Origin of the sequence: Flintibacter porci, from assembly GCF_041925195.1 — a bacterium.
Taxonomy (GTDB): Bacteria; Bacillota; Clostridia; order Oscillospirales; family Oscillospiraceae; genus Lawsonibacter; species Lawsonibacter porci.
In genome coordinates this window covers 1-16809 of sequence record NZ_JBHEVB010000023.1, presented here as the reverse complement: position 1 = coordinate 16809, position 16809 = coordinate 1, and the positions used below count along the sequence as shown (strand labels likewise).

Annotated in this window: 18 protein-coding genes; 14 read left to right on the top strand and 4 right to left on the bottom strand. The window is 50.7% G+C overall.

What is annotated here, in order from left to right:
• Window positions 1-16: 16 nt before the first annotated feature.
• Both ACEVJL_RS15760 and ACEVJL_RS15755 read left to right on the top strand, forming a co-directional pair.
• Window positions 17-880, top strand: coding sequence for an alpha/beta hydrolase (locus tag ACEVJL_RS15760; RefSeq protein WP_374738373.1), 864 nt, complete (start codon window positions 17-19; stop codon window positions 878-880).
• 101 nt (window positions 881-981) lie between these two features.
• Window positions 982-1128, top strand: coding sequence for a hypothetical protein (locus ACEVJL_RS15755; protein ID WP_374738372.1), 147 nt, complete (start codon window positions 982-984; stop codon window positions 1126-1128).
• Window positions 1129-1429: 301 nt separating this feature from the next.
• Here the strand turns inward: ACEVJL_RS15755 and ACEVJL_RS15750 are convergent, their stop codons facing one another.
• Window positions 1430-1915, bottom strand: a complete 486-nt coding sequence (locus ACEVJL_RS15750) for a flavodoxin family protein (protein WP_374738371.1) — start codon at window positions 1913-1915, stop codon at window positions 1430-1432.
• A gap of 138 nt (window positions 1916-2053) precedes the next feature.
• Between ACEVJL_RS15750 and ACEVJL_RS15745 the strand changes: the two genes are divergently transcribed.
• The 5 genes from ACEVJL_RS15745 to ACEVJL_RS15725 all read left to right on the top strand — a co-directional run bounded on the left by ACEVJL_RS15745 (window position 2054) and on the right by ACEVJL_RS15725 (window position 5384).
• A complete protein-coding gene (locus tag ACEVJL_RS15745; RefSeq protein ID WP_374738370.1) occupies window positions 2054-2431 on the top strand; it encodes a winged helix-turn-helix transcriptional regulator in 378 nt (125 codons plus the stop codon).
• Between the two features lie 151 nt (window positions 2432-2582).
• Window positions 2583-3146 (top strand): alkyl hydroperoxide reductase subunit C, encoded by a 564-nt coding sequence (ahpC, locus tag ACEVJL_RS15740; protein ID WP_087339465.1) that lies wholly within the window; start codon window positions 2583-2585, stop codon window positions 3144-3146.
• 3 nt (window positions 3147-3149) lie between these two features.
• Window positions 3150-4772 (top strand): FAD-dependent oxidoreductase, encoded by a 1623-nt coding sequence (locus ACEVJL_RS15735; protein ID WP_087376859.1) that lies wholly within the window; start codon window positions 3150-3152, stop codon window positions 4770-4772.
• Between the two features lie 75 nt (window positions 4773-4847).
• A complete protein-coding gene (locus ACEVJL_RS15730; RefSeq protein ID WP_087376861.1) occupies window positions 4848-5069 on the top strand; it encodes a hypothetical protein in 222 nt (73 codons plus the stop codon).
• 135 nt (window positions 5070-5204) lie between these two features.
• Complete coding sequence (locus ACEVJL_RS15725) at window positions 5205-5384, top strand: hypothetical protein (RefSeq protein WP_374738369.1); 180 nt, start codon at window positions 5205-5207, stop codon at window positions 5382-5384.
• Between the two features lie 58 nt (window positions 5385-5442).
• Here ACEVJL_RS15725 and ACEVJL_RS15720 read toward each other — a convergent pair whose 3' ends face one another.
• From ACEVJL_RS15720 to ACEVJL_RS15710, 3 genes are read right to left on the bottom strand one after another with little or no spacing between them, the layout of a single operon-like run.
• Window positions 5443-5682: a FeoC-like transcriptional regulator gene (locus ACEVJL_RS15720; protein ID WP_374738368.1), complete on the bottom strand. Its 240-nt coding sequence runs from the start codon at window positions 5680-5682 to the stop codon at window positions 5443-5445.
• Window position 5683: 1 nt separating this feature from the next.
• A complete protein-coding gene (gene feoB, locus ACEVJL_RS15715) occupies window positions 5684-7732 on the bottom strand; it encodes a ferrous iron transport protein B (RefSeq protein ID WP_374738367.1) in 2049 nt (682 codons plus the stop codon).
• 1 nt (window position 7733) lies between these two features.
• Window positions 7734-7958: a FeoA family protein gene (locus ACEVJL_RS15710; RefSeq protein ID WP_087260037.1), complete on the bottom strand. Its 225-nt coding sequence runs from the start codon at window positions 7956-7958 to the stop codon at window positions 7734-7736.
• A 236-nt stretch (window positions 7959-8194) separates the two neighbouring features.
• On the opposite strand from ACEVJL_RS15710, the gene ACEVJL_RS15705 reads away from it, so the two are divergent.
• The 7 genes from ACEVJL_RS15705 to ACEVJL_RS15675 all read left to right on the top strand — a co-directional run.
• Window positions 8195-9169 (top strand): helix-turn-helix domain-containing protein, encoded by a 975-nt coding sequence (locus tag ACEVJL_RS15705; protein ID WP_374738366.1) that lies wholly within the window; start codon window positions 8195-8197, stop codon window positions 9167-9169.
• Between the two features lie 286 nt (window positions 9170-9455).
• Window positions 9456-10076 carry a TetR/AcrR family transcriptional regulator gene (locus ACEVJL_RS15700; protein ID WP_087376863.1) on the top strand — a complete coding sequence of 207 codons (621 nt, stop codon included), beginning with the start codon at window positions 9456-9458 and terminating at the stop codon, window positions 10074-10076.
• A 90-nt stretch (window positions 10077-10166) separates the two neighbouring features.
• A complete protein-coding gene (locus ACEVJL_RS15695; protein ID WP_374738365.1) occupies window positions 10167-11969 on the top strand; it encodes an ABC transporter ATP-binding protein in 1803 nt (600 codons plus the stop codon).
• On the top strand, window positions 11970-13724 hold the full coding sequence (locus tag ACEVJL_RS15690; RefSeq protein ID WP_374738364.1) for an ABC transporter ATP-binding protein: 1755 nt from the start codon (window positions 11970-11972) through the stop codon (window positions 13722-13724).
• A gap of 426 nt (window positions 13725-14150) precedes the next feature.
• The gene (locus ACEVJL_RS15685; RefSeq protein ID WP_374738363.1) at window positions 14151-15032 is read left to right on the top strand and encodes a metal-dependent transcriptional regulator; all 882 of its coding nucleotides are present in this window, start codon (window positions 14151-14153) and stop codon (window positions 15030-15032) included.
• 487 nt (window positions 15033-15519) lie between these two features.
• The gene (locus ACEVJL_RS15680; protein WP_374738362.1) at window positions 15520-16092 is read left to right on the top strand and encodes a hypothetical protein; all 573 of its coding nucleotides are present in this window, start codon (window positions 15520-15522) and stop codon (window positions 16090-16092) included.
• A 233-nt stretch (window positions 16093-16325) separates the two neighbouring features.
• The coding region (locus ACEVJL_RS15675; protein WP_374738361.1) for a chitobiase/beta-hexosaminidase C-terminal domain-containing protein at window positions 16326-16809 on the top strand (484 nt) is incomplete at its 3' end.

The window sequence follows — 16809 nt, the reverse complement described above, 5'->3', positions numbered from 1 at the left end:
AATGGGGGAATCAACCATGAATATAGCGGAATTTCGCCAAATATACCCGACAGACATACTGGTGTTGCCCAGCGGAAAATCCTTTCCCTACCGCTACTACAAGAACCCACAGGCAAAGGCGACCATTGCTTTGCTGACTGGAGGACTGGGTTTGTCCGATCTGTTTTATCTTCATTTTGATCGCCTGGCCAAGGAGTTCTCTGTCCTTACCTTCGACTATCCCATCTGCGCTGCCGACAACAAGGCGCTTGCGCAGGCGGTGGCTGAACTTCTGCATCACCTTGGAGAGAAAGTCTGGTTGGTGGGTCAGTCCCTTGGCGGCGTTGTGGCGCAGATCCTCGCCGCCTGTCATCCGGAAGTGGTGGCAGGTCTGGTTCTTTCCAACACCTGCTCTCTTTCCCAAGACATGAGTCCTTCTGCCCATGCCCATCTGATGAACATGATCAAAAGCCAGGAGAAATTCAAAAAGCTGCTCTCGATCCTACCCCTTTCCGCGGTCAAACAATCCATCAGACGGATGGTTATGGATCAGAAAAAAAGTGGCTTGACCTCGCAGGAACAAGTGGTCATGGAAGAATTATGCGGCATCGTGATGGAACTTCTGACAAAAGAATATGAACGCCACATGATAGACCTGCTGATCGACACACAAAACCATTTAGGAATGACGAAGGAGACCTTCGTCCCATGGGACAACAGGGTTTTGCTGATGTTGTCCGAAGACGATACCACATTCACACAGGACTGCAAGGACGCCCTGATTGCCGTGATGCCAAACCCCACTGTCGTTACCAATCTGACCGGAGGACACCTTGCCCTGCTGTTTCGATTGGAGGAACATGTAAGATGCATCACCGAGTATATTTCTGAGCGCACATAGGGAAGAAGATTATAAATTTCTATATTTATCCTTAGTCTGTCTGTGAAACCGTACAGTGCCAATGGGAGTGTCATGGAAAGTTCCATTTCGCTTGCTCTACTGTGCCTCTGGTGGTATCCGAGGGGGGTGCGGAGGATCCCACTGGCCACTGGGATATGATGAAGGGCGATCTGCCCTACTTCCTCAACGGTATGGATTTGGCTGTGCGGGCCGGAGAGGTGGAAACGACAACCGGGCGGCAGGGTTAAACAAAATTGAGAGCCGCACCGAGCAGCTCTCTTCCGGAACCCAAGATATCCTTATGATACGAAAATAAATGGCTTATGGGACAATTTAATTCCTCAGACTGACAATAGGAGCGTCATCGTCGGATATTTTGATCCAACGATGACGCTCCTAATTTCGCTTTTAATCGAGCAAAAAGTGCTTAAACGCCCCATCCGTCTACTAGGGAAATTTTATAGTATTCAGTATCTTTGGTCATGAAAGGATCCGGAGATCACAAATGGATCCTCCTGCAAAGAAATGCCTTTCTCTATAACTGGCGCTTTAGACGATGCACGCAACCTGCTCGGCCATACGCTTGCCATAGATGCGGAACAGGTCTGCAAAAGCATCCAGATCCGGAGCGATAGCCACCGGCCCCAGATGGATGACGGGCATTCCCTTAGCCTGTCCGCTGGAGTACACCATCATGCCGTCCACCAGAAGATGCGTGAGGATGCACTGGATAGCCAGATCTCCACCGCCATGAATAAAGGCGGCGGTAGCGTAGGCACCGCCCAGCTTGCCCGCAACATTCAACTTGGCAGGCGCGCTCTCCAGCCAGGCCTTCATCCGAGCGGTCAGGTAGCCGTTATAGGTCGGCGTGCCGACGATGAGGGCATCGCTTTCTTTCACATACTCCTCATCCACTGCGGTAATGGGGAAGGCCTTTGCTTCCGCGCCGTCCACAGCAGTAAAGCCTTCGATGAGATATTCTGCCATCTTGGCGGTGTTTCCGGTCTTAGTATCGTATACAATAGCCAGTCGCATGAGAAACCTCCTTGATAAGTTCTAAATACCTGGTATAATTTATGTACTTTTTTTTATTATACAGCGCTCAAGCACTTTATCAATAACGCAGTTTTTTTGTACATGGTATACTTTTTCTTACCTGAGGAGGTCCAGCACATGAACACAGAGCAGTCTGAGATTTGTCCATTGCGCCTGGTCATGGATGTGGTGGGTGGAAAATGGCGTTTGAGTATTATTTGCCTATTAAAAGATGGAAAGCCGCTACGCTATAATCAGATTAAGAGGGGTGTTCCGGGTATCACCAATGTGATGCTGTCCCAATCCCTCAAGCATCTTGAGGAATACGGAATTGTTAGTCGACGGCAGTACAACGAAGTTCCGGTGCGCGTGGAGTATCAGCTGACGAACAATGGCAAAACCCTTCTTGATTTACTAGAGCAGTTCAGCGAGTGGGGAAACCAATACATTAGCCGACACCAGGAATATCGCTCCCACTGTATAAACTGTCTTTTTCGGGATGGAGAAGACTTTTGATCGTCCGGTCAATGCTTCTTGGATGTAAATAGAGAGGCAGAGAGGAACGACTTCCTTGAGGTTCTTCTTGACGGATAACCCGTTGGAATGTATAATTGTCCTGCGGTTAGCGATAGCTAACCAACAAAATATTGAATGGAGGTACTATCCTATGTCCCTGATTCAGAAAGAAATTGCCGATTTTACCGTTCAGTGCTACCAGAACAACGCCTTCCGCGCTGTCAGCAAGGCGGATGTGCTGGGTAAGTGGAGCGTGTTTTTCTTCTATCCCGCTGACTTCACCTTCGTCTGTCCCACGGAGCTGGAGGATCTGGCCAACCTCTACGAGAAGTTTCAGGCGGTGGGCTGCGAGATCTACGCCGTCTCCTGCGACACTCATTTCGTCCACAAGGCCTGGCACGACGCCTCGGAGCGCATTCAGAAGATCCAGTATCCCATGCTGGCCGATCCCACCCATTGCCTGTCCAAGGATTTTGAGGTCTACATTGAAGCCGACGGCCTGGCAGAGCGTGGCAGCTTTATCGTGAACCCGGAGGGGAAGATCGTGGCCTATGAGGTCAACGCCGGCAACGTGGGCCGCAATGCCGACGAGCTGCTGCGGAAGGTCCAGGCCTGCCAGTTTGTAGCGGAGCATGGGGACGAGGTTTGTCCCGCCAAGTGGCAGCCCGGCGCCGAGACCCTGAAGCCCAGCCTGGATCTGGTTGGCCAGCTGTAAGCCATGGAACAGATGGAACATCTCTATGACGTAGTGGTCATCGGCGGAGGCCCGGCGGGACTGACTGCGGCCCTCTACCTGGCCCGTGCCCGTTATCGTGTGGTGGTGGTAGAACAGGAACGCTTCGGCGGACAGATCACCATTACCTCGGAGGTGGTCAACTACCCCGGCGTGGAGCGCACCAGCGGTGCCGAACTGACCGAGACCATGCGCAGACAGGCGGAACGCTTCGGCGCGGAATTCCTGCTGGCAGAGGTCACCGGCCTGGAGCTGGAGGGCGATGTGAAAACCGTCCGCACCAGCCGTGGGGCGCTGAGCTGCTTCGGTGTGCTGCTGGCCACCGGCGCCCATCCCCGCATGGTGGGATTCCGGGGTGAGGAGCAGTTCCGGGGCCGGGGCGTGGCCTACTGCGCTACCTGCGACGGAGAGTTTTTCACCGGAAAGGATGTCTTTGTGGTGGGCGGCGGCTTTGCCGCAGCGGAGGAGAGCGTGTTTCTCACCAAGTACGCCCGGCATGTGACCATCCTTATCCGGGGAGATGATTTTACCTGTGCCCAGGCCACGGCGGACGCTGCCCGGAACCATGAGAAGATCACCATTCTCACCAATACGGTGGTGGAGGAGGTTTCCGGAGATACTGCGCTGCGCAGCATCCGGATGCGCAACACCAAAACCGGAGAGGAGACGGAGCATCAGGCAGCGGACGGGGAAACTTTTGGCGTGTTCGTGTTCGCCGGGTACGAGCCGGCCACTGAGCTGGTTCGTGGTCTGGCTGAGCTGGACGGACAGGGCTATGTCCTTACCGACCGCAGCCAGAAAACCACGGCGGATGGTCTGTATGCCGCCGGTGATGTGTGTGTCAAGCCTCTGCGCCAGGTGGTCACCGCTGTGGGCGACGGCGCTCTGGCCGCCACCGAGCTGGAGCGGCTGTGCGCTGCCATGCAGCAGAAAACCGGTCTGCGGCCCCAGGCTCCCAAGAGTCGGACGCCGGAACCGGAGGCCAAGACGCAGACGAACGACAGTCTGTTTACCGGGGAAATGCTCTCCCAGCTCCAAACGGTATTTGAACGGATGGCTTCCCCACTGATTCTGCGGCTCTGCCTGGACGAAACACCTGTCTCCGCCGAGCTGGAGCACTATATGCAGGAGCTGGCTGCTCAGAGTGACAAGCTGTCGGTGGAGCAGGGCGATCCGTCTAAGGTCCAGCATCTTCCCTGTGTCCAGATCTGCCGCTCCGATGGGAGCTGGACAGGCCTGGCCTTTCACGGCGTGCCAGGAGGCCATGAGTTTACCTCCTTTGTCCTGGGGCTTTACAATGCGGCCGGGCCGGGCCAGGCTCTGGATGAAGATACTGAGGCGGCCATCCGGGCTATCCGGAAGCCGGTGGAGCTTCAGGTGCTGGTGTCCCTCTCCTGTACCATGTGCCCGGAGCTGGTAACGGCGGCACAGCGTCTGGCTGCGGCCCATCCTGATATTTCCGCTCAGGTGTATGACCTGAACCATTTCCCCGATTTGCGGGAACAATATCAGGTGATGAGCGTGCCCTGCCTGGTAGTCAACCGCGGGGAGCAGATTTCCTTCGGAAAAAAGAATATCCGGCAACTGCTGGAGCTGCTGATGCCATAGGCACCAAACGCGCCGCACGGTTTGTGCGGCGCGTTTTAGTAATGCGATGGTGTATGTATAAGAGGAGTTTTCTTTATGAAAAAACATTTAGGAATTAGTGGCATTATTTTAGGTTTATTGTTTCTTTCAGCCGAATTGTACTGCCTTAGAGTAATACAATCCTTGGAGATGCTTCACGGCACATGGCTCCTTAATGCCTGGGAGTACATGAAAGAACCACAGTGTCTGATTGCTATTCTCATTACTATCGGTGTCATTATTTACTCCTGCTACCTTACCTTTTTCTCAAAAGAGTAAGTGCCGGAGGATGCTTGAAGAGGGTTTTATACAAGGGCATATTCATAAAACATAATAAAACAGAGCCAATCAACACTAAAACATCGCTATTTCTTCGTGAAAAGCGACGTTTTTATGGCCGGGACTAAAAAAGGAATGCTGCTGATCATATATCTTGAAAAAGGAAGGGGAAAAAATTTTAAAGTTGGACGGGTTGAGGGGCTGACTTTTTTCATTTCAAAACCGCTGCAGAAAAATAAAAAAGGCGCTCAAATTACCTGCCGTATCAGCGTTTTTCTTTCCCTGATAGGGCAGAATAATTTGAACGCCTATTGAAATTAAAAGTTTGAATGGACGGGAAGATTACCTTGCCCGTTTTTCTGTTTGCTAATGTTTATTTTCTTATCTCCCAAACAAATAATTGATGAGATAAATTGGCCAGGCCATCACAACCGTGACAGTTTTTACACTGTCCACTACACCCCGTCATACTTGTCCGCTTAATATATCCTGCTTGTTCTAAAAACTTGATTGCGGCTCTTACCCGGCTTTCTGATGTGTTTAACTTTTCGGCTATGTCAGAAATGCTCCACATGTGCCCTGCGCGCATAAGCGCCATAATTTCATTCAACATTTCAGAATATCAACAATCCTATATGATATGCGATAGTGGACAAAATCAAAGCGACAAAAATGTAATACAAGATAATCTTTATTGTCCACTTCCAAGAATGAATTTCCTGAAATGCGCTACCCATAGCCGCAATACAAGGCACATTGAAGAAAAATGCAAAAATATAAGCAAGAGCTTCTGGCTTGCTCACCATAGTCAAAAGTGTGCCGCTCAAAGCGGCGCTATCTGTAACTCCGCTTGAAAACATAGCGCCCCAAACGCCAGAGTTGCCGGCGGACGAGCCGAGATCAAATAGCGCCGCTAATACACCAAGAGATGCTTCTTTGCCCAATCCAGAAGATAGAAATGCGATAAATAGCTGCCACTTTAGGCCGAAAAACATAGTTATAGGCTCAATAGCAACACCAATTTTATAAATAAAGCTGTTAGCAATGTTTCCGTCTGGTGTATAGGAGAGCAACCAGAAGAATACGGCAACAAGAACAATAATCTTCATAGCCCGTTTAAATACATCGCCTAATCTTTTCCCAACGAAGCGGAAAAGATTTTTCCACTTCGGTTTATGGTAGGGCGGTAATTCCATAATCATACCGCACCGATCATTTTCTTGTAAAAGTTTTCTTCCGAATATTCTGGAAGTAATCATAATGTGTAAGAGAGCCACAGCAAATAGAGCAATAATGACTAAAATTGCTCCTGCGCCAAAAAAAGTCCCGCACATTAGACCGATAACACCCCAGGTAGCAGAACAAGGTACAACCCATGATGTAGCGATCGCCGTTACCCTTTGCCCCCAAGAGTCTAATACTCTTGTGCCAGATGAGCCGCCAATATTACACCCCAAGCTCACCAAGAACGGCATAATGGCCTTTCCTTGCAATCCTAATTTTGACATTGTTCCATCAAATACATATGATATACGAGCCATGTATCCGACTTCTTCAATAAATCCGAAGACGAAGCTGACACCAAAAACGAAACAAAGCATTTGCAAAGCAAATTTAGTGGCACTAAGAATAGCATCGCACAAAAGTGCATCAATAAAAGCAGGCACTCCTATTGAAGCCAGCCCAAAAGATACCCCAGACTGTATTGCGCTCATTACAACATCCATTATTTTGATAAGGGGCAACGCGATTACCAGTGAAGCAATAAGCCCCGCTAAAATAATTCCAATCGCTAAAGGCTTTCCCCAGCGGCGGCTGGTAGCAAGACGATCAAATTTGCTTTGTATTTCTTTTTCTGTTTGTGGCTCGGAAACCGATCCAGCCAAAATAGTATCGATCCATTGAAATTTGCAATCTCCAGTTAATAAGTTTCCTTTATTGATAGCGGATAGCAACGCATCTATATCTTCCCAAGCATTTTCCGATACAAGAGCAGATACCTTGTCTTTTATTACGCTATCATTTTCGATCAATTTGACAGCAAGCCACATTCTGGAATAGGCATCAATACCATTATCGGGGAGCAAATCTATTAGTGATTGAAAGTTCTCCCCGATCCGGGTTCTATATAGGGAAAAAATGTTACTTACGTCTAATGTTCTGGGAGACTTTAATGCAGCTTCAAGCCCTTGATAAAAGGCTTCATAGTCTTTCAAATTAGCGGCCGACATTCCGATTACAGGAACATTAAGTTTCTGTGCGATTGCATCACAATCAATTTGTTTTTTTTGCTGTGCGGCAACATCCATCATATTTAATACAACCATGACGGGAGTTGTTATTCCAGCAAAATCCGCTAACATAAATAAACTCCGCTCTAATTGTGAAGCATCTGCCAAAATACAAACAAGGTCGGCATTTCCAGACGCGATATAATCTCTGGTCACGATTTCCTCGTTGGAGTTTGCTGAAAGGCTATATGTACCAGGAAGGTCGATAATCGTATAGCTTGTTCCATTATGTGAAAAATGCCCTTCCTTTTTTTCAACCGTTTTTCCGGGCCAATTTCCAACATGTTGTTTTGAGCCTGTTAAGCCATTAAACAATGTTGATTTACCGGCGTTAGGCTGGCTTAATAACGCGATAGTTGTCTGTTTGGACATTTCAAATCACCTCCACAACTATTTTTTCACTTTCCTTGCGGTTTACAGCAATCAAAGTATTTCTGCTATAAACCAACAAAGGCCGCTTTTTTTGATTACTAACCATCTGAACAATGCCTCCGACGGTCAAACCAATAGAGGTGATACGAGTTAAAAATCGTGTATCTCCATCAATAGAGGTGATTTTAACTTTTTGGTGTTCCGCAACATCACTCAGCTTTCCCACTTTCTAATCCCTTCTTCCTTTGCTTCAAGCCTATGTAAAAGCCCTTTTTGATAGATTGACTGATACAAACACTTGAAATAAAATGTAAAATCTGTTATACATAAAAGCGATGGTTAGACATAGCTAACCTCTAACAATTTACTTTACAGCATTGAAACAGTCCGTACAATAGCTTTGAAGGAAGTTTGCTGAAACGTGATATAAATTTGTTGAATAGGGATAGTGAGGAATAAGCGATGGCAGATCCGATTAAAGAATTGATGTTGCCTTGTCTTTCACAATGGGGATTTTATCCCTCTGATAATCCTGGAAACCTCAATAGAGAAGGGAAGTATTATGAATTATCTTCCCATTTAGGGGAAGGGTATTATTGGTACTATGAGCGCGAAGGAATGTTTGCGCTGGCCGTGATGGATTTACGGCTCAAAGAAGATACGGTGATAGAGTACAAACAACCTGATTTTATGTCCATTGCATATTATGATACAGTATCTGCAGAACAACTGACCACGTATAAAAGATTAAATGCAAATTGTGTTAGGGGACATGTTTCTGATCAGCAGATTTTCCGTGTAAAGTATCATAAAGATATTCCAATTCGGGGAATGGAACTAATGCTCGTACCAGGATATTTTTGTAATTACCTAAACTTAAAATATCCTGATAAGTTTCCAGATCCAAGAGCAGCCTTTCTTAATATAGACGGCAGTTCCGATTTTCCAGAACTATTACTCCTGATGAGACAAATACAGGCATTTCAAGGAGTTGGTGCCACAGCACATTTATTCTATGAAAGCAAAGTTGCTGAAGCTGTTTCTCTTATCCTTGAAAAGACAACTGTTTCTAAAACTTCATATCAAGTAAAAAGGGAGTTGTCTTTTGAAGATATACAAAATTTAGATACTGTAAAATCTTATATTGCAGATCACTGTGCTTTTGACTTGCGTATAGAGCAATTAGCAAAAATTGCTTGTATGAGCCAGTCAAAGCTCCGATATTGCTTTAAGAGATGTTGCGGATGTACACTCACCGAATATATCCAAAATAAAAGGATCGCACAGGCAGAATACATGCTACTTAAAACTGATTTACAAATAAACCAAATAGCTAAAGCTGTTGGGTATAACCATGCCGGACACTTTTCAAGTCTATTTCAAAAAAGTACAGGACTTTTACCAGAGGAATATAGGCACTTAATGAGACGAACATAATAATTTGTCGACCACTTCTGGACATTTTGTTCCGGGCTAACCCGCTTTTCCTGCAGCCGGTTACCAACAGAGGTGGGGTATTTACCTATACTAAAATCTATGAACAGTTTTGGGGACTTTCCTATAGGAGATAAAAGTAACGCGATAGATTTTCTAAAGGGGTTGCTGCATTATTTTTATGCAGTAACCTCTTTTATTGAATGCTTCATGCACTGGTCCTTGACAAACTACGCTACTTATCTTATTATAACAGTGTTATATAGCACTGTTATATGGAGGGAGACACATGGAAGAAAAGTCTACCGCCACGCTGGAAAAAATCCAGCGGGCTGCCATAGAGGAATTCTCGGAGAAAGGCTTTCAGGGTGCCTCTCTGCGGCAGATTGTGAAGCAGGCTGGTGTCACCACCGGCGCATTTTACGGCTATTTCTCCAGCAAAGAGGCGCTCTTTGCATCCATTGTGGAGCCCCATGCCGCTGCACTGATGGGCCGGTTCATGGAGGCCCAGACCTCCTTTGCCGAGCTGCCAGAGCAGGAACAGCCGGAACACATGGGGCTGGAGTCCAGTCAATGTGTGCATTGGATGGTGGACTACATCTGTGACCACCGGGAGCAGGTGAAGCTGCTGCTGTGCAAGGCTGAGGGCACCAGCTATGAGCATTTCGTCCACAACATGGTGGAGGTCGAAGTGGAATACACCCTCCAATACCTGGAGGTTCTGCACCGTCTGGGGCATGAATGCCCCCAGCTGGATGCACAGCTGTGTCACATCATCGCCAGCGGGATGTTCAACGGCATCTTCGAGATCGTCGTCCACGATATGCCAAAGGAGCAGGCCGTGCGGTATGTGGACCAGCTGCGGGATTTTTACACCGCTGGATGGCTGAAGCTGATCGGCCAGTCATGAGCCGCACCATTTTTCAGTAAGATAGGGGCTGCTCCCCTTTCTTTTTACACCAATGGTTAGCAATAACTAACCTAAAAAGGAGGAATATTTGTGAAGCAAAAGAAGCAAAACGCTCTGACCGTCCTGCTGGGATATGCAGGCAGCCACCGGCGGCTCACCTTTCTGGGGTTGGGGCTGTCGGCGGTGTCCATGGTGTGCAGCATGATCCCGTACCTCTGCATCTGGCTGGCAGCACGGGATCTGATCGCTGTGGCGCCGGACTGGACGCAGGCCCGGAGCGTGACGGACTACGGCTGGATCGCCTTCGCTTTCGCGGTGGGCGGCATCCTCATCTACTTCCTGGGTCTGATGTGCACCCATCTGGCGGCGTTCCGCACGGCGTCCAACATTCGCAAACAGGGCATGGCACATGTGATGCAGGCGCCGTTGGGCTATTTTGACGCCAATGCCTCCGGTTTGATCCGCAGCCGGCTGGATGCAGCGGCCGCCGATACAGAAACGTTGCTGGCCCACAATCTGGCGGACATCGTGGGTACGATCACCCTGTTTCTCGCCATGCTGGTGCTGATGTTTGTATTTGACTGGCGTATGGGCGCGGCCTGCCTGCTGGCGGCGGTGATCTCCATCCTTGCCATGTTCAGCATGATGGGCGGCAAGAACGCCGGGCTGATGGCGGAATACCAGGCGGCCCAGGATCGTATGACCAAATCCGGCACAGAATATGTGCGCGGTATCCCGGTGGTCAAGATCTTCCAGCAGACTGTGTACTCTTTCAAGGCATTCCAGCAGGCCATTGAGGACTACAGCACCAAGGCGGAGCACTATCAAGGTGATGTGTGCCGCGTACCGCAGTCCATCAACTTGACCTTTACTGAGGGCGCCTTTCTGTTTTTGGTGCCGGTGGTGCTGTTCCTGGCTCCCGGCGCGCTGGCTTCCGGTGATTTTGCGGGGTTTGTCACAAATTTCGCCTTCTACGCTGTATTCTCCGCCATCATTTCCACCGCACTGGCCAAAATCATGTTTGCGGCTTCCGGTATGATGCTGGCCGACACCGCTCTGGGCCGCTTCCAGCCAGTCATGGACGCGCCGACGCTGGCGGTGCCGGATCATCCACAGTCCCCCAGGGACAACCGGGTGGTATTCCGGGATGTGAGCTTTACCTACGACGGCGCGCAGTCTCCCGCCCTGTCCCATGTTTCCTTCACCGCCGAGCCCGGACAGACAGTGGCGCTGGTAGGGCCTTCAGGCGGGGGCAAGACCACAGCCGCCAGCCTGATTCCCCGGTTCTGGGACGCAGATACCGGCACTGTCGAAGTGGGCGGCGTGGACGTACGCCAGATTGATCCCCATGTGTTGATGGATCAGGTCGCTTTTGTGTTTCAGAACAACCGGCTGTTCAAGGCCAGCATTCTGGAAAATGTCCGGGCTTCCCGCCCCGACGCCAGCCGTGAGCAGGTGCTGGCTGCCCTGGAAGCCGCACAGTGCGGCGACATTCTGGAAAAGCTGCCCCAGGGACTGGATACTGTGATCGGAACCGAAGGGACCTATCTTTCCGGCGGCGAGGCCCAGCGCATCGCGCTGGCACGGGCCATTTTGAAGGATGCACCCATCGTGGTGCTGGATGAAGCCACCGCTTTCGCCGACCCGGAAAATGAAGCCCTGATCCAGAAAGCCTTCGCTCAGCTGACAAAGGACCGCACCGTCATTATGATCGCCCACCGGCTCTCCACGGTGGTGGGTGCGGATAAGATTCTGGTGCTGGAGGGCGGCCGGGTGACAGAGCAGGGTACCCACGGGGAGCTGATTGCGGCAGGCGAATTGTACACCCGGATGTGGGCCGACTACAATCAGGCGATCCAATGGAAAATGGAAAGCGGCAAGGAGGGGAAATAAATGTTTGGAGCAAAATTTCAGCGGAAATATGCCCTGACGGATCAGGGTGTACAGAACACCAAAAAGGGCACCTTCTGGACGGTGGTCGTCAATCTGGTGGTCATGGGCGGAGTCAGCATCCTGTACCTTGTGATGTCCGCCCTGATGGCGTCTCTGACCGACGGTGTCTCCCTGACCGACTCCCTGCCTGTACTGGCCGGACTTTTGGTGTTTGCGCTTCTTTCCTTTCTCACCCATCTCCAGCAGTACAAAGCCACCTATGGCCTTGTGTACGGTGAGGTGAAAGCCACCCGGCTGCGGCTGGCGGAACGGCTGCGCAAGCTGCCCCTTGGATTTTTTGGCAAGCGGGATCTGGCCGACCTGACGGAGACCCTGATGGGCGATGTCAACCGCATGGAACATGTCTGGAGCCATGTGCTGGGCTACTTGTACGGCTCCTACATTTCCACCGCCGTGATCGCAGTCTGCCTGTTCTGGTATGACTGGCGGCTGACTATTGCCTGTCTTTGGGGAGTGCCGGTAGCGTTTGGCCTGCTGTTTGGAAGCCGGAAGCTCACCGAACGCCAGGCCGAGCAGACCAAGCGCGCCGCCGTGCGGGTTTCGGATGGGATGCAGGAGGCGCTGGAAAATGTGCGGGAGATCCGTGCCACCAATCAGGAGGAGCGGTATCTTGCAGGATTGTACCGGAAGATCGACGAGCATGAACGGATCATGATCCGCGGCGAGCTGGTTACCGGCCTGTTCGTCAACGGGGCCAGCGTTATCATGCGGCTGGGCGTGGCGACCACGATCCTTACGGGCGCGGGGCTGATTTTGTCCGGACAGATTGACTTCATGCTGCTGTTCTTGTTCCTCATGGTCATTACCCGGATCTATGCCCCCTTCGATCAGAGCCTTGCGTTGATTGCCGAGCTGTTTGTCTCCCAGGTGTCGGCAGACCGGATGAACGCTCTGTTTGACACCCCGATTGCCGAAGGGGCGGAAACCTTTCATCCTAAGGGACACGACATCGTATTTGACCATGTGGAGTTTGCCTATGACAAAAAGGCCGTCCTGCACAATGTCAGCTTTACTGCAAAGGAAGGCGAGATCACCGCGCTGGTGGGCCCCTCCGGCTCCGGCAAAAGCACATGCGCCCGGCTGGCTGCCCGCCTGTGGGATGTCACCGGGGGCGCTATCAAAGTGGGTGGGGTGGATATTTCTACCGTGGATCCAGAGGTGCTGCTGACCGATTACTCCATGGTTTTTCAGGATGTGGTGCTGTTTGACGACACGGTGATGGAAAACATCCGCCTGGGCAGGCGGGGTGCCTCCGACGCAGAGGTGATGGCCGCGGCCAAAGCCGCCAACTGCGAGGAGTTTGTCAGCAAACTGCCTCAGGGCTACCAAACGCCCATCGGAGAAAACGGCGCCAAACTTTCCGGCGGCGAGCGGCAACGCATCTCCATTGCACGTGCGCTGCTCAAGGACGCTCCCATCGTATTGCTGGATGAGGCCACTGCCTCCCTGGATGTGGAAAACGAGACCAAGGTGCAGGGGGCGCTCTCCCGGCTGCTGACCGGCAAGACGGTGCTGGTCATTGCCCACCGGATGCGCACTGTGGCCGGGGCGGATCATATCGTGGTGCTGAAAGATGGCCGCGTGGAGCAGCAGGGTTCCCCGCAGGAGCTGATGGCGGAAGGCGGACTGTTCCGGCATATGGTAGAGCTCCAGACCGAAAGCGCCCGGTGGCAGTTGAGTGGGGCAAGGCCATAATTCTTTGTACAATAGAAATGAGAGAAGCCCACAGTTCCGGATAAAAAGAACTGTGGGCTTCTTTCTGGGCTGAAAGTCTGCGTTAATTGCCATCAGGTAACGAAAGCCGCGCCCTGCGATGAATACCCCAGCAGTGGGCAGCCGAAGTGCCGGACAAAGACCGCCGTAAATTTGCTTTGATTTTCGTAGCCTACTTACGCTCGCTGCAATTTCCGCCTTTCGCAAATCGCTACTCTACAGCAATTCTGCTGCTCTGGGCATCCTTACCTCCTGAAAAAAGGGGATCCTGAGAAATCATAGGTCAACAGATGAATCAAAAAGGGAGAATAAACCCTCTAATAATTCGTCTATTTGACAAAAGCGCAGCTTACAGATAAAATATATAAAACCACATTCGCACAATATAAAATGGAGGATTTCCAATCTATGGCCATTGTAGGTAACGCTCGCATGGATGCCAGCAGACAGGCAGATGAAAACTGTCTGAAAGCCATCCTAATGATTCATATTGATAAAGGCCGTGCTTATGTAAGCGACTTGGCTGAGGCCCTGGGCGTTGCTTTGACGACGGCATATTACTCCGCCTACCGCCTTGCGGATGCCGGTTACATCCAGCCGCTGGAGCGCCGGGGCGGACGGAAGTCCAATAAGCAGACTTTGGTGCTAACGCCTGAAGGGGAAAAGCTGGCGAGCCAGATCCTGGAGAAGCATCAACAGATCCAGCGATGGTTGACTTGTCTGGGCGTCCCAAAAGAGGAGGCTGACGAAGAAGCCTGCCATTGGGAACACAGTATCACAGACAAGACAATGGAGGCTATTCAGCATCACGTTGAAATGGCTGCCCGAATCCGGGGCGGTGATGCCAATGCGGTAGATGTGATGAATGCCATGGCACGCGCCTTTGGACAGGGAAATAATCAGACGATTAGCGGAAACCTGATCAGCATTATTGACCAATACGGCGGTGCTGAGGGAATCCGCCGCAAAGGAGAGTTGTCCGCCCGAGCGGGTGGTGATGATCAACTGGAAGAGACTTTGGTATTCTTGGAGGAATCCGGCGGCATTGATAAGGTGCGTGCTGACCTGCTGTCGTTTTCCCGGCTTAAGAAAATGACAGACCGGAATGGTGGCGAGGATGGGATGGCCGCACTCTTTGCTCTTTGCGAGGACTTGGGGGGAGTGAGAAGACTGAATAAGCTCAAAACCCTGGCAGATGCAATGGGTGGGATCGATCAGGTTTTGCGGATCCTTGGACAGAACTATAAACTTTGGTCTGCTGCTCTGCAGGCCGATCATCATGAAGCGTAAAGCGCAAAAAGCCAACCTAATGCGGTTGGCTTTTTTGTTTTTTACATTTCTGCATCTTGAATTTTGCTTTATATGCAGGTATAATCAATGGAAATGATTCCCTCTAATAGTAAGCGGGAGTTTTTAATTTGAATAAAGGTTAGTATTAGCTAACCATTGGGGCACAAGGGTTGCACGATTCTAACGGCAGAAAAATAAAATATAAAAATATATTGACATTCTATGAACACTATTATATTATCATTACAGACAGCTAATATTTCTTCCAATCAAAAAACGTTGGAAGCTTTTTTTAAGAATAGAGGTTAGCGACAGCTAACCTTCGACAAATATTGACAACTGATTCTCTGTTTGACTTCGGTCTAACCCTCTCGATCGGCCGCGGGAGGTTTAAGACACCATTCGTTTCTCCTGAGACGGAGGGTCGTTCATATTCACCCTACTGCATGCCGCCAACCACGGCGGCGAAATGAAAGGAGCATTTTTTATGACTGCTACTAAGAACAACAGTATCTTCAAGAAGCTGGGTGCCCTGGCGATGGCCATGTGCCTGACCTGTGCCCTGGCCGTCAGTGCCAGTGCAGCTTCCGTTTCGGAAATCACTAACGGAACGGTCGTAATCTATAAGGACGGCAGCACTTCGGATGAATCCATGGCGAACGACGCTATTGCCGACGGCTACACCGTGTCAGTGAATGCAGACGACAGTTCTATGGTCGATATTACCATCCCTCTTCAGAAAGTCTACAAGATGGGCTTTTACGGCTACATCACGGACTCTAGCGTTTTCACCCTGAATGGCGAAACTTTAGCGTTCACCGTTAGCGATGCTCCCTACTACAATGGTGGCGACTTGGTTCTGACAGTTCCTGTCTCTGCGTTTTTCGCTGAGGATGAAAACGGTGACGAAGCCCTGGTTTCTAGTGTAAAGATCGATGCTGACTTCGAGCTCGGTCTGTATAGCGTCATTGGCGGATCCGGTAATCATACCCAGATTGCTGGCATGGATGCAGTTGCAGATCTCTACCTGAAACCTGCTGCTGTGTTGGCTGGCAACTAAAAATAGGGGTTAGTTTTCTAAGTCCATATTGTCAAGGGATGGAAAGCGGGCGGGTTAGTTCCCGCTCGCTTTCCGCTTTTGCATAAAGGAGGAAAAGTTTTGTGTTTAATGTGAGGGCGATGCTCGGGATGAGAAAGAGCTTACGCCGGACAACCGCGTTTTGTTTGAGCCTGTCAATGCTCCTTTCGAGTGTGGCCGTGGCATCAGCAGAAAGTCCTGGACTTTCCCTGGCTGTGAAGGATCCTGAGGCAGACACCTACTATGTGGGACAAACAGTAAATGTGGAAGTAACTGCCCCAGAAGGAGCGGATGTTTATTATACCACCGACGGGACAGAACCAGTGGTGACGAGTGAGCAACTGACCGGCAACATAATCACAGTGACGGCACAGGAACCTGGTAAGGTGACGGTAAAAGCTCTAGCTGTGGTGAACCCGACCGAGCAGCCGGAACAGACCGAGCAGCCGGAACAGGCCGAGCAGCCGGAACAGACCGAGCAGCCGGAACAGACCGAGCAGCCGGAACAGGCCGAGCAGCCGGAACAGACCGAGCAGCCGGAACAGACCGAGCAGCCGGAACAGGCCGAGCAGCCGGAACAGACCGAGCAGCCGGAGCAGACCGAGCAGCCGGAACAGACCGAGCAGCCGGAACAGACCGAGCAGCCGGAGCAGACCGAGCAGCCGGAACAGGCCGAGCAGCCGGAACAGACCGAGCAGC

Coding starts and splice junctions, on each gene's coding strand:
- ACEVJL_RS15760 (WP_374738373.1), top strand. CDS start 17: ATGAATATAGCGGAATTTCGCCAAATATACCCGACAGACATACTGGTG.
- ACEVJL_RS15750 (WP_374738371.1), bottom strand. CDS start 1,915: ATGCGACTGGCTATTGTATACGATACTAAGACCGGAAACACCGCCAAG.
- ACEVJL_RS15745 (WP_374738370.1), top strand. CDS start 2,054: ATGAACACAGAGCAGTCTGAGATTTGTCCATTGCGCCTGGTCATGGAT.
- ahpC (WP_087339465.1), top strand. CDS start 2,583: ATGTCCCTGATTCAGAAAGAAATTGCCGATTTTACCGTTCAGTGCTAC.
- ACEVJL_RS15735 (WP_087376859.1), top strand. CDS start 3,150: ATGGAACAGATGGAACATCTCTATGACGTAGTGGTCATCGGCGGAGGC.
- ACEVJL_RS15730 (WP_087376861.1), top strand. CDS start 4,848: ATGAAAAAACATTTAGGAATTAGTGGCATTATTTTAGGTTTATTGTTT.
- ACEVJL_RS15725 (WP_374738369.1), top strand. CDS start 5,205: ATGCTGCTGATCATATATCTTGAAAAAGGAAGGGGAAAAAATTTTAAA.
- ACEVJL_RS15720 (WP_374738368.1), bottom strand. CDS start 5,682: ATGTTGAATGAAATTATGGCGCTTATGCGCGCAGGGCACATGTGGAGC.
- feoB (WP_374738367.1), bottom strand. CDS start 7,732: ATGTCCAAACAGACAACTATCGCGTTATTAAGCCAGCCTAACGCCGGT.
- ACEVJL_RS15705 (WP_374738366.1), top strand. CDS start 8,195: ATGGCAGATCCGATTAAAGAATTGATGTTGCCTTGTCTTTCACAATGG.
- ACEVJL_RS15700 (WP_087376863.1), top strand. CDS start 9,456: ATGGAAGAAAAGTCTACCGCCACGCTGGAAAAAATCCAGCGGGCTGCC.
- ACEVJL_RS15690 (WP_374738364.1), top strand. CDS start 11,970: ATGTTTGGAGCAAAATTTCAGCGGAAATATGCCCTGACGGATCAGGGT.
- ACEVJL_RS15685 (WP_374738363.1), top strand. CDS start 14,151: ATGGCCATTGTAGGTAACGCTCGCATGGATGCCAGCAGACAGGCAGAT.
- ACEVJL_RS15680 (WP_374738362.1), top strand. CDS start 15,520: ATGACTGCTACTAAGAACAACAGTATCTTCAAGAAGCTGGGTGCCCTG.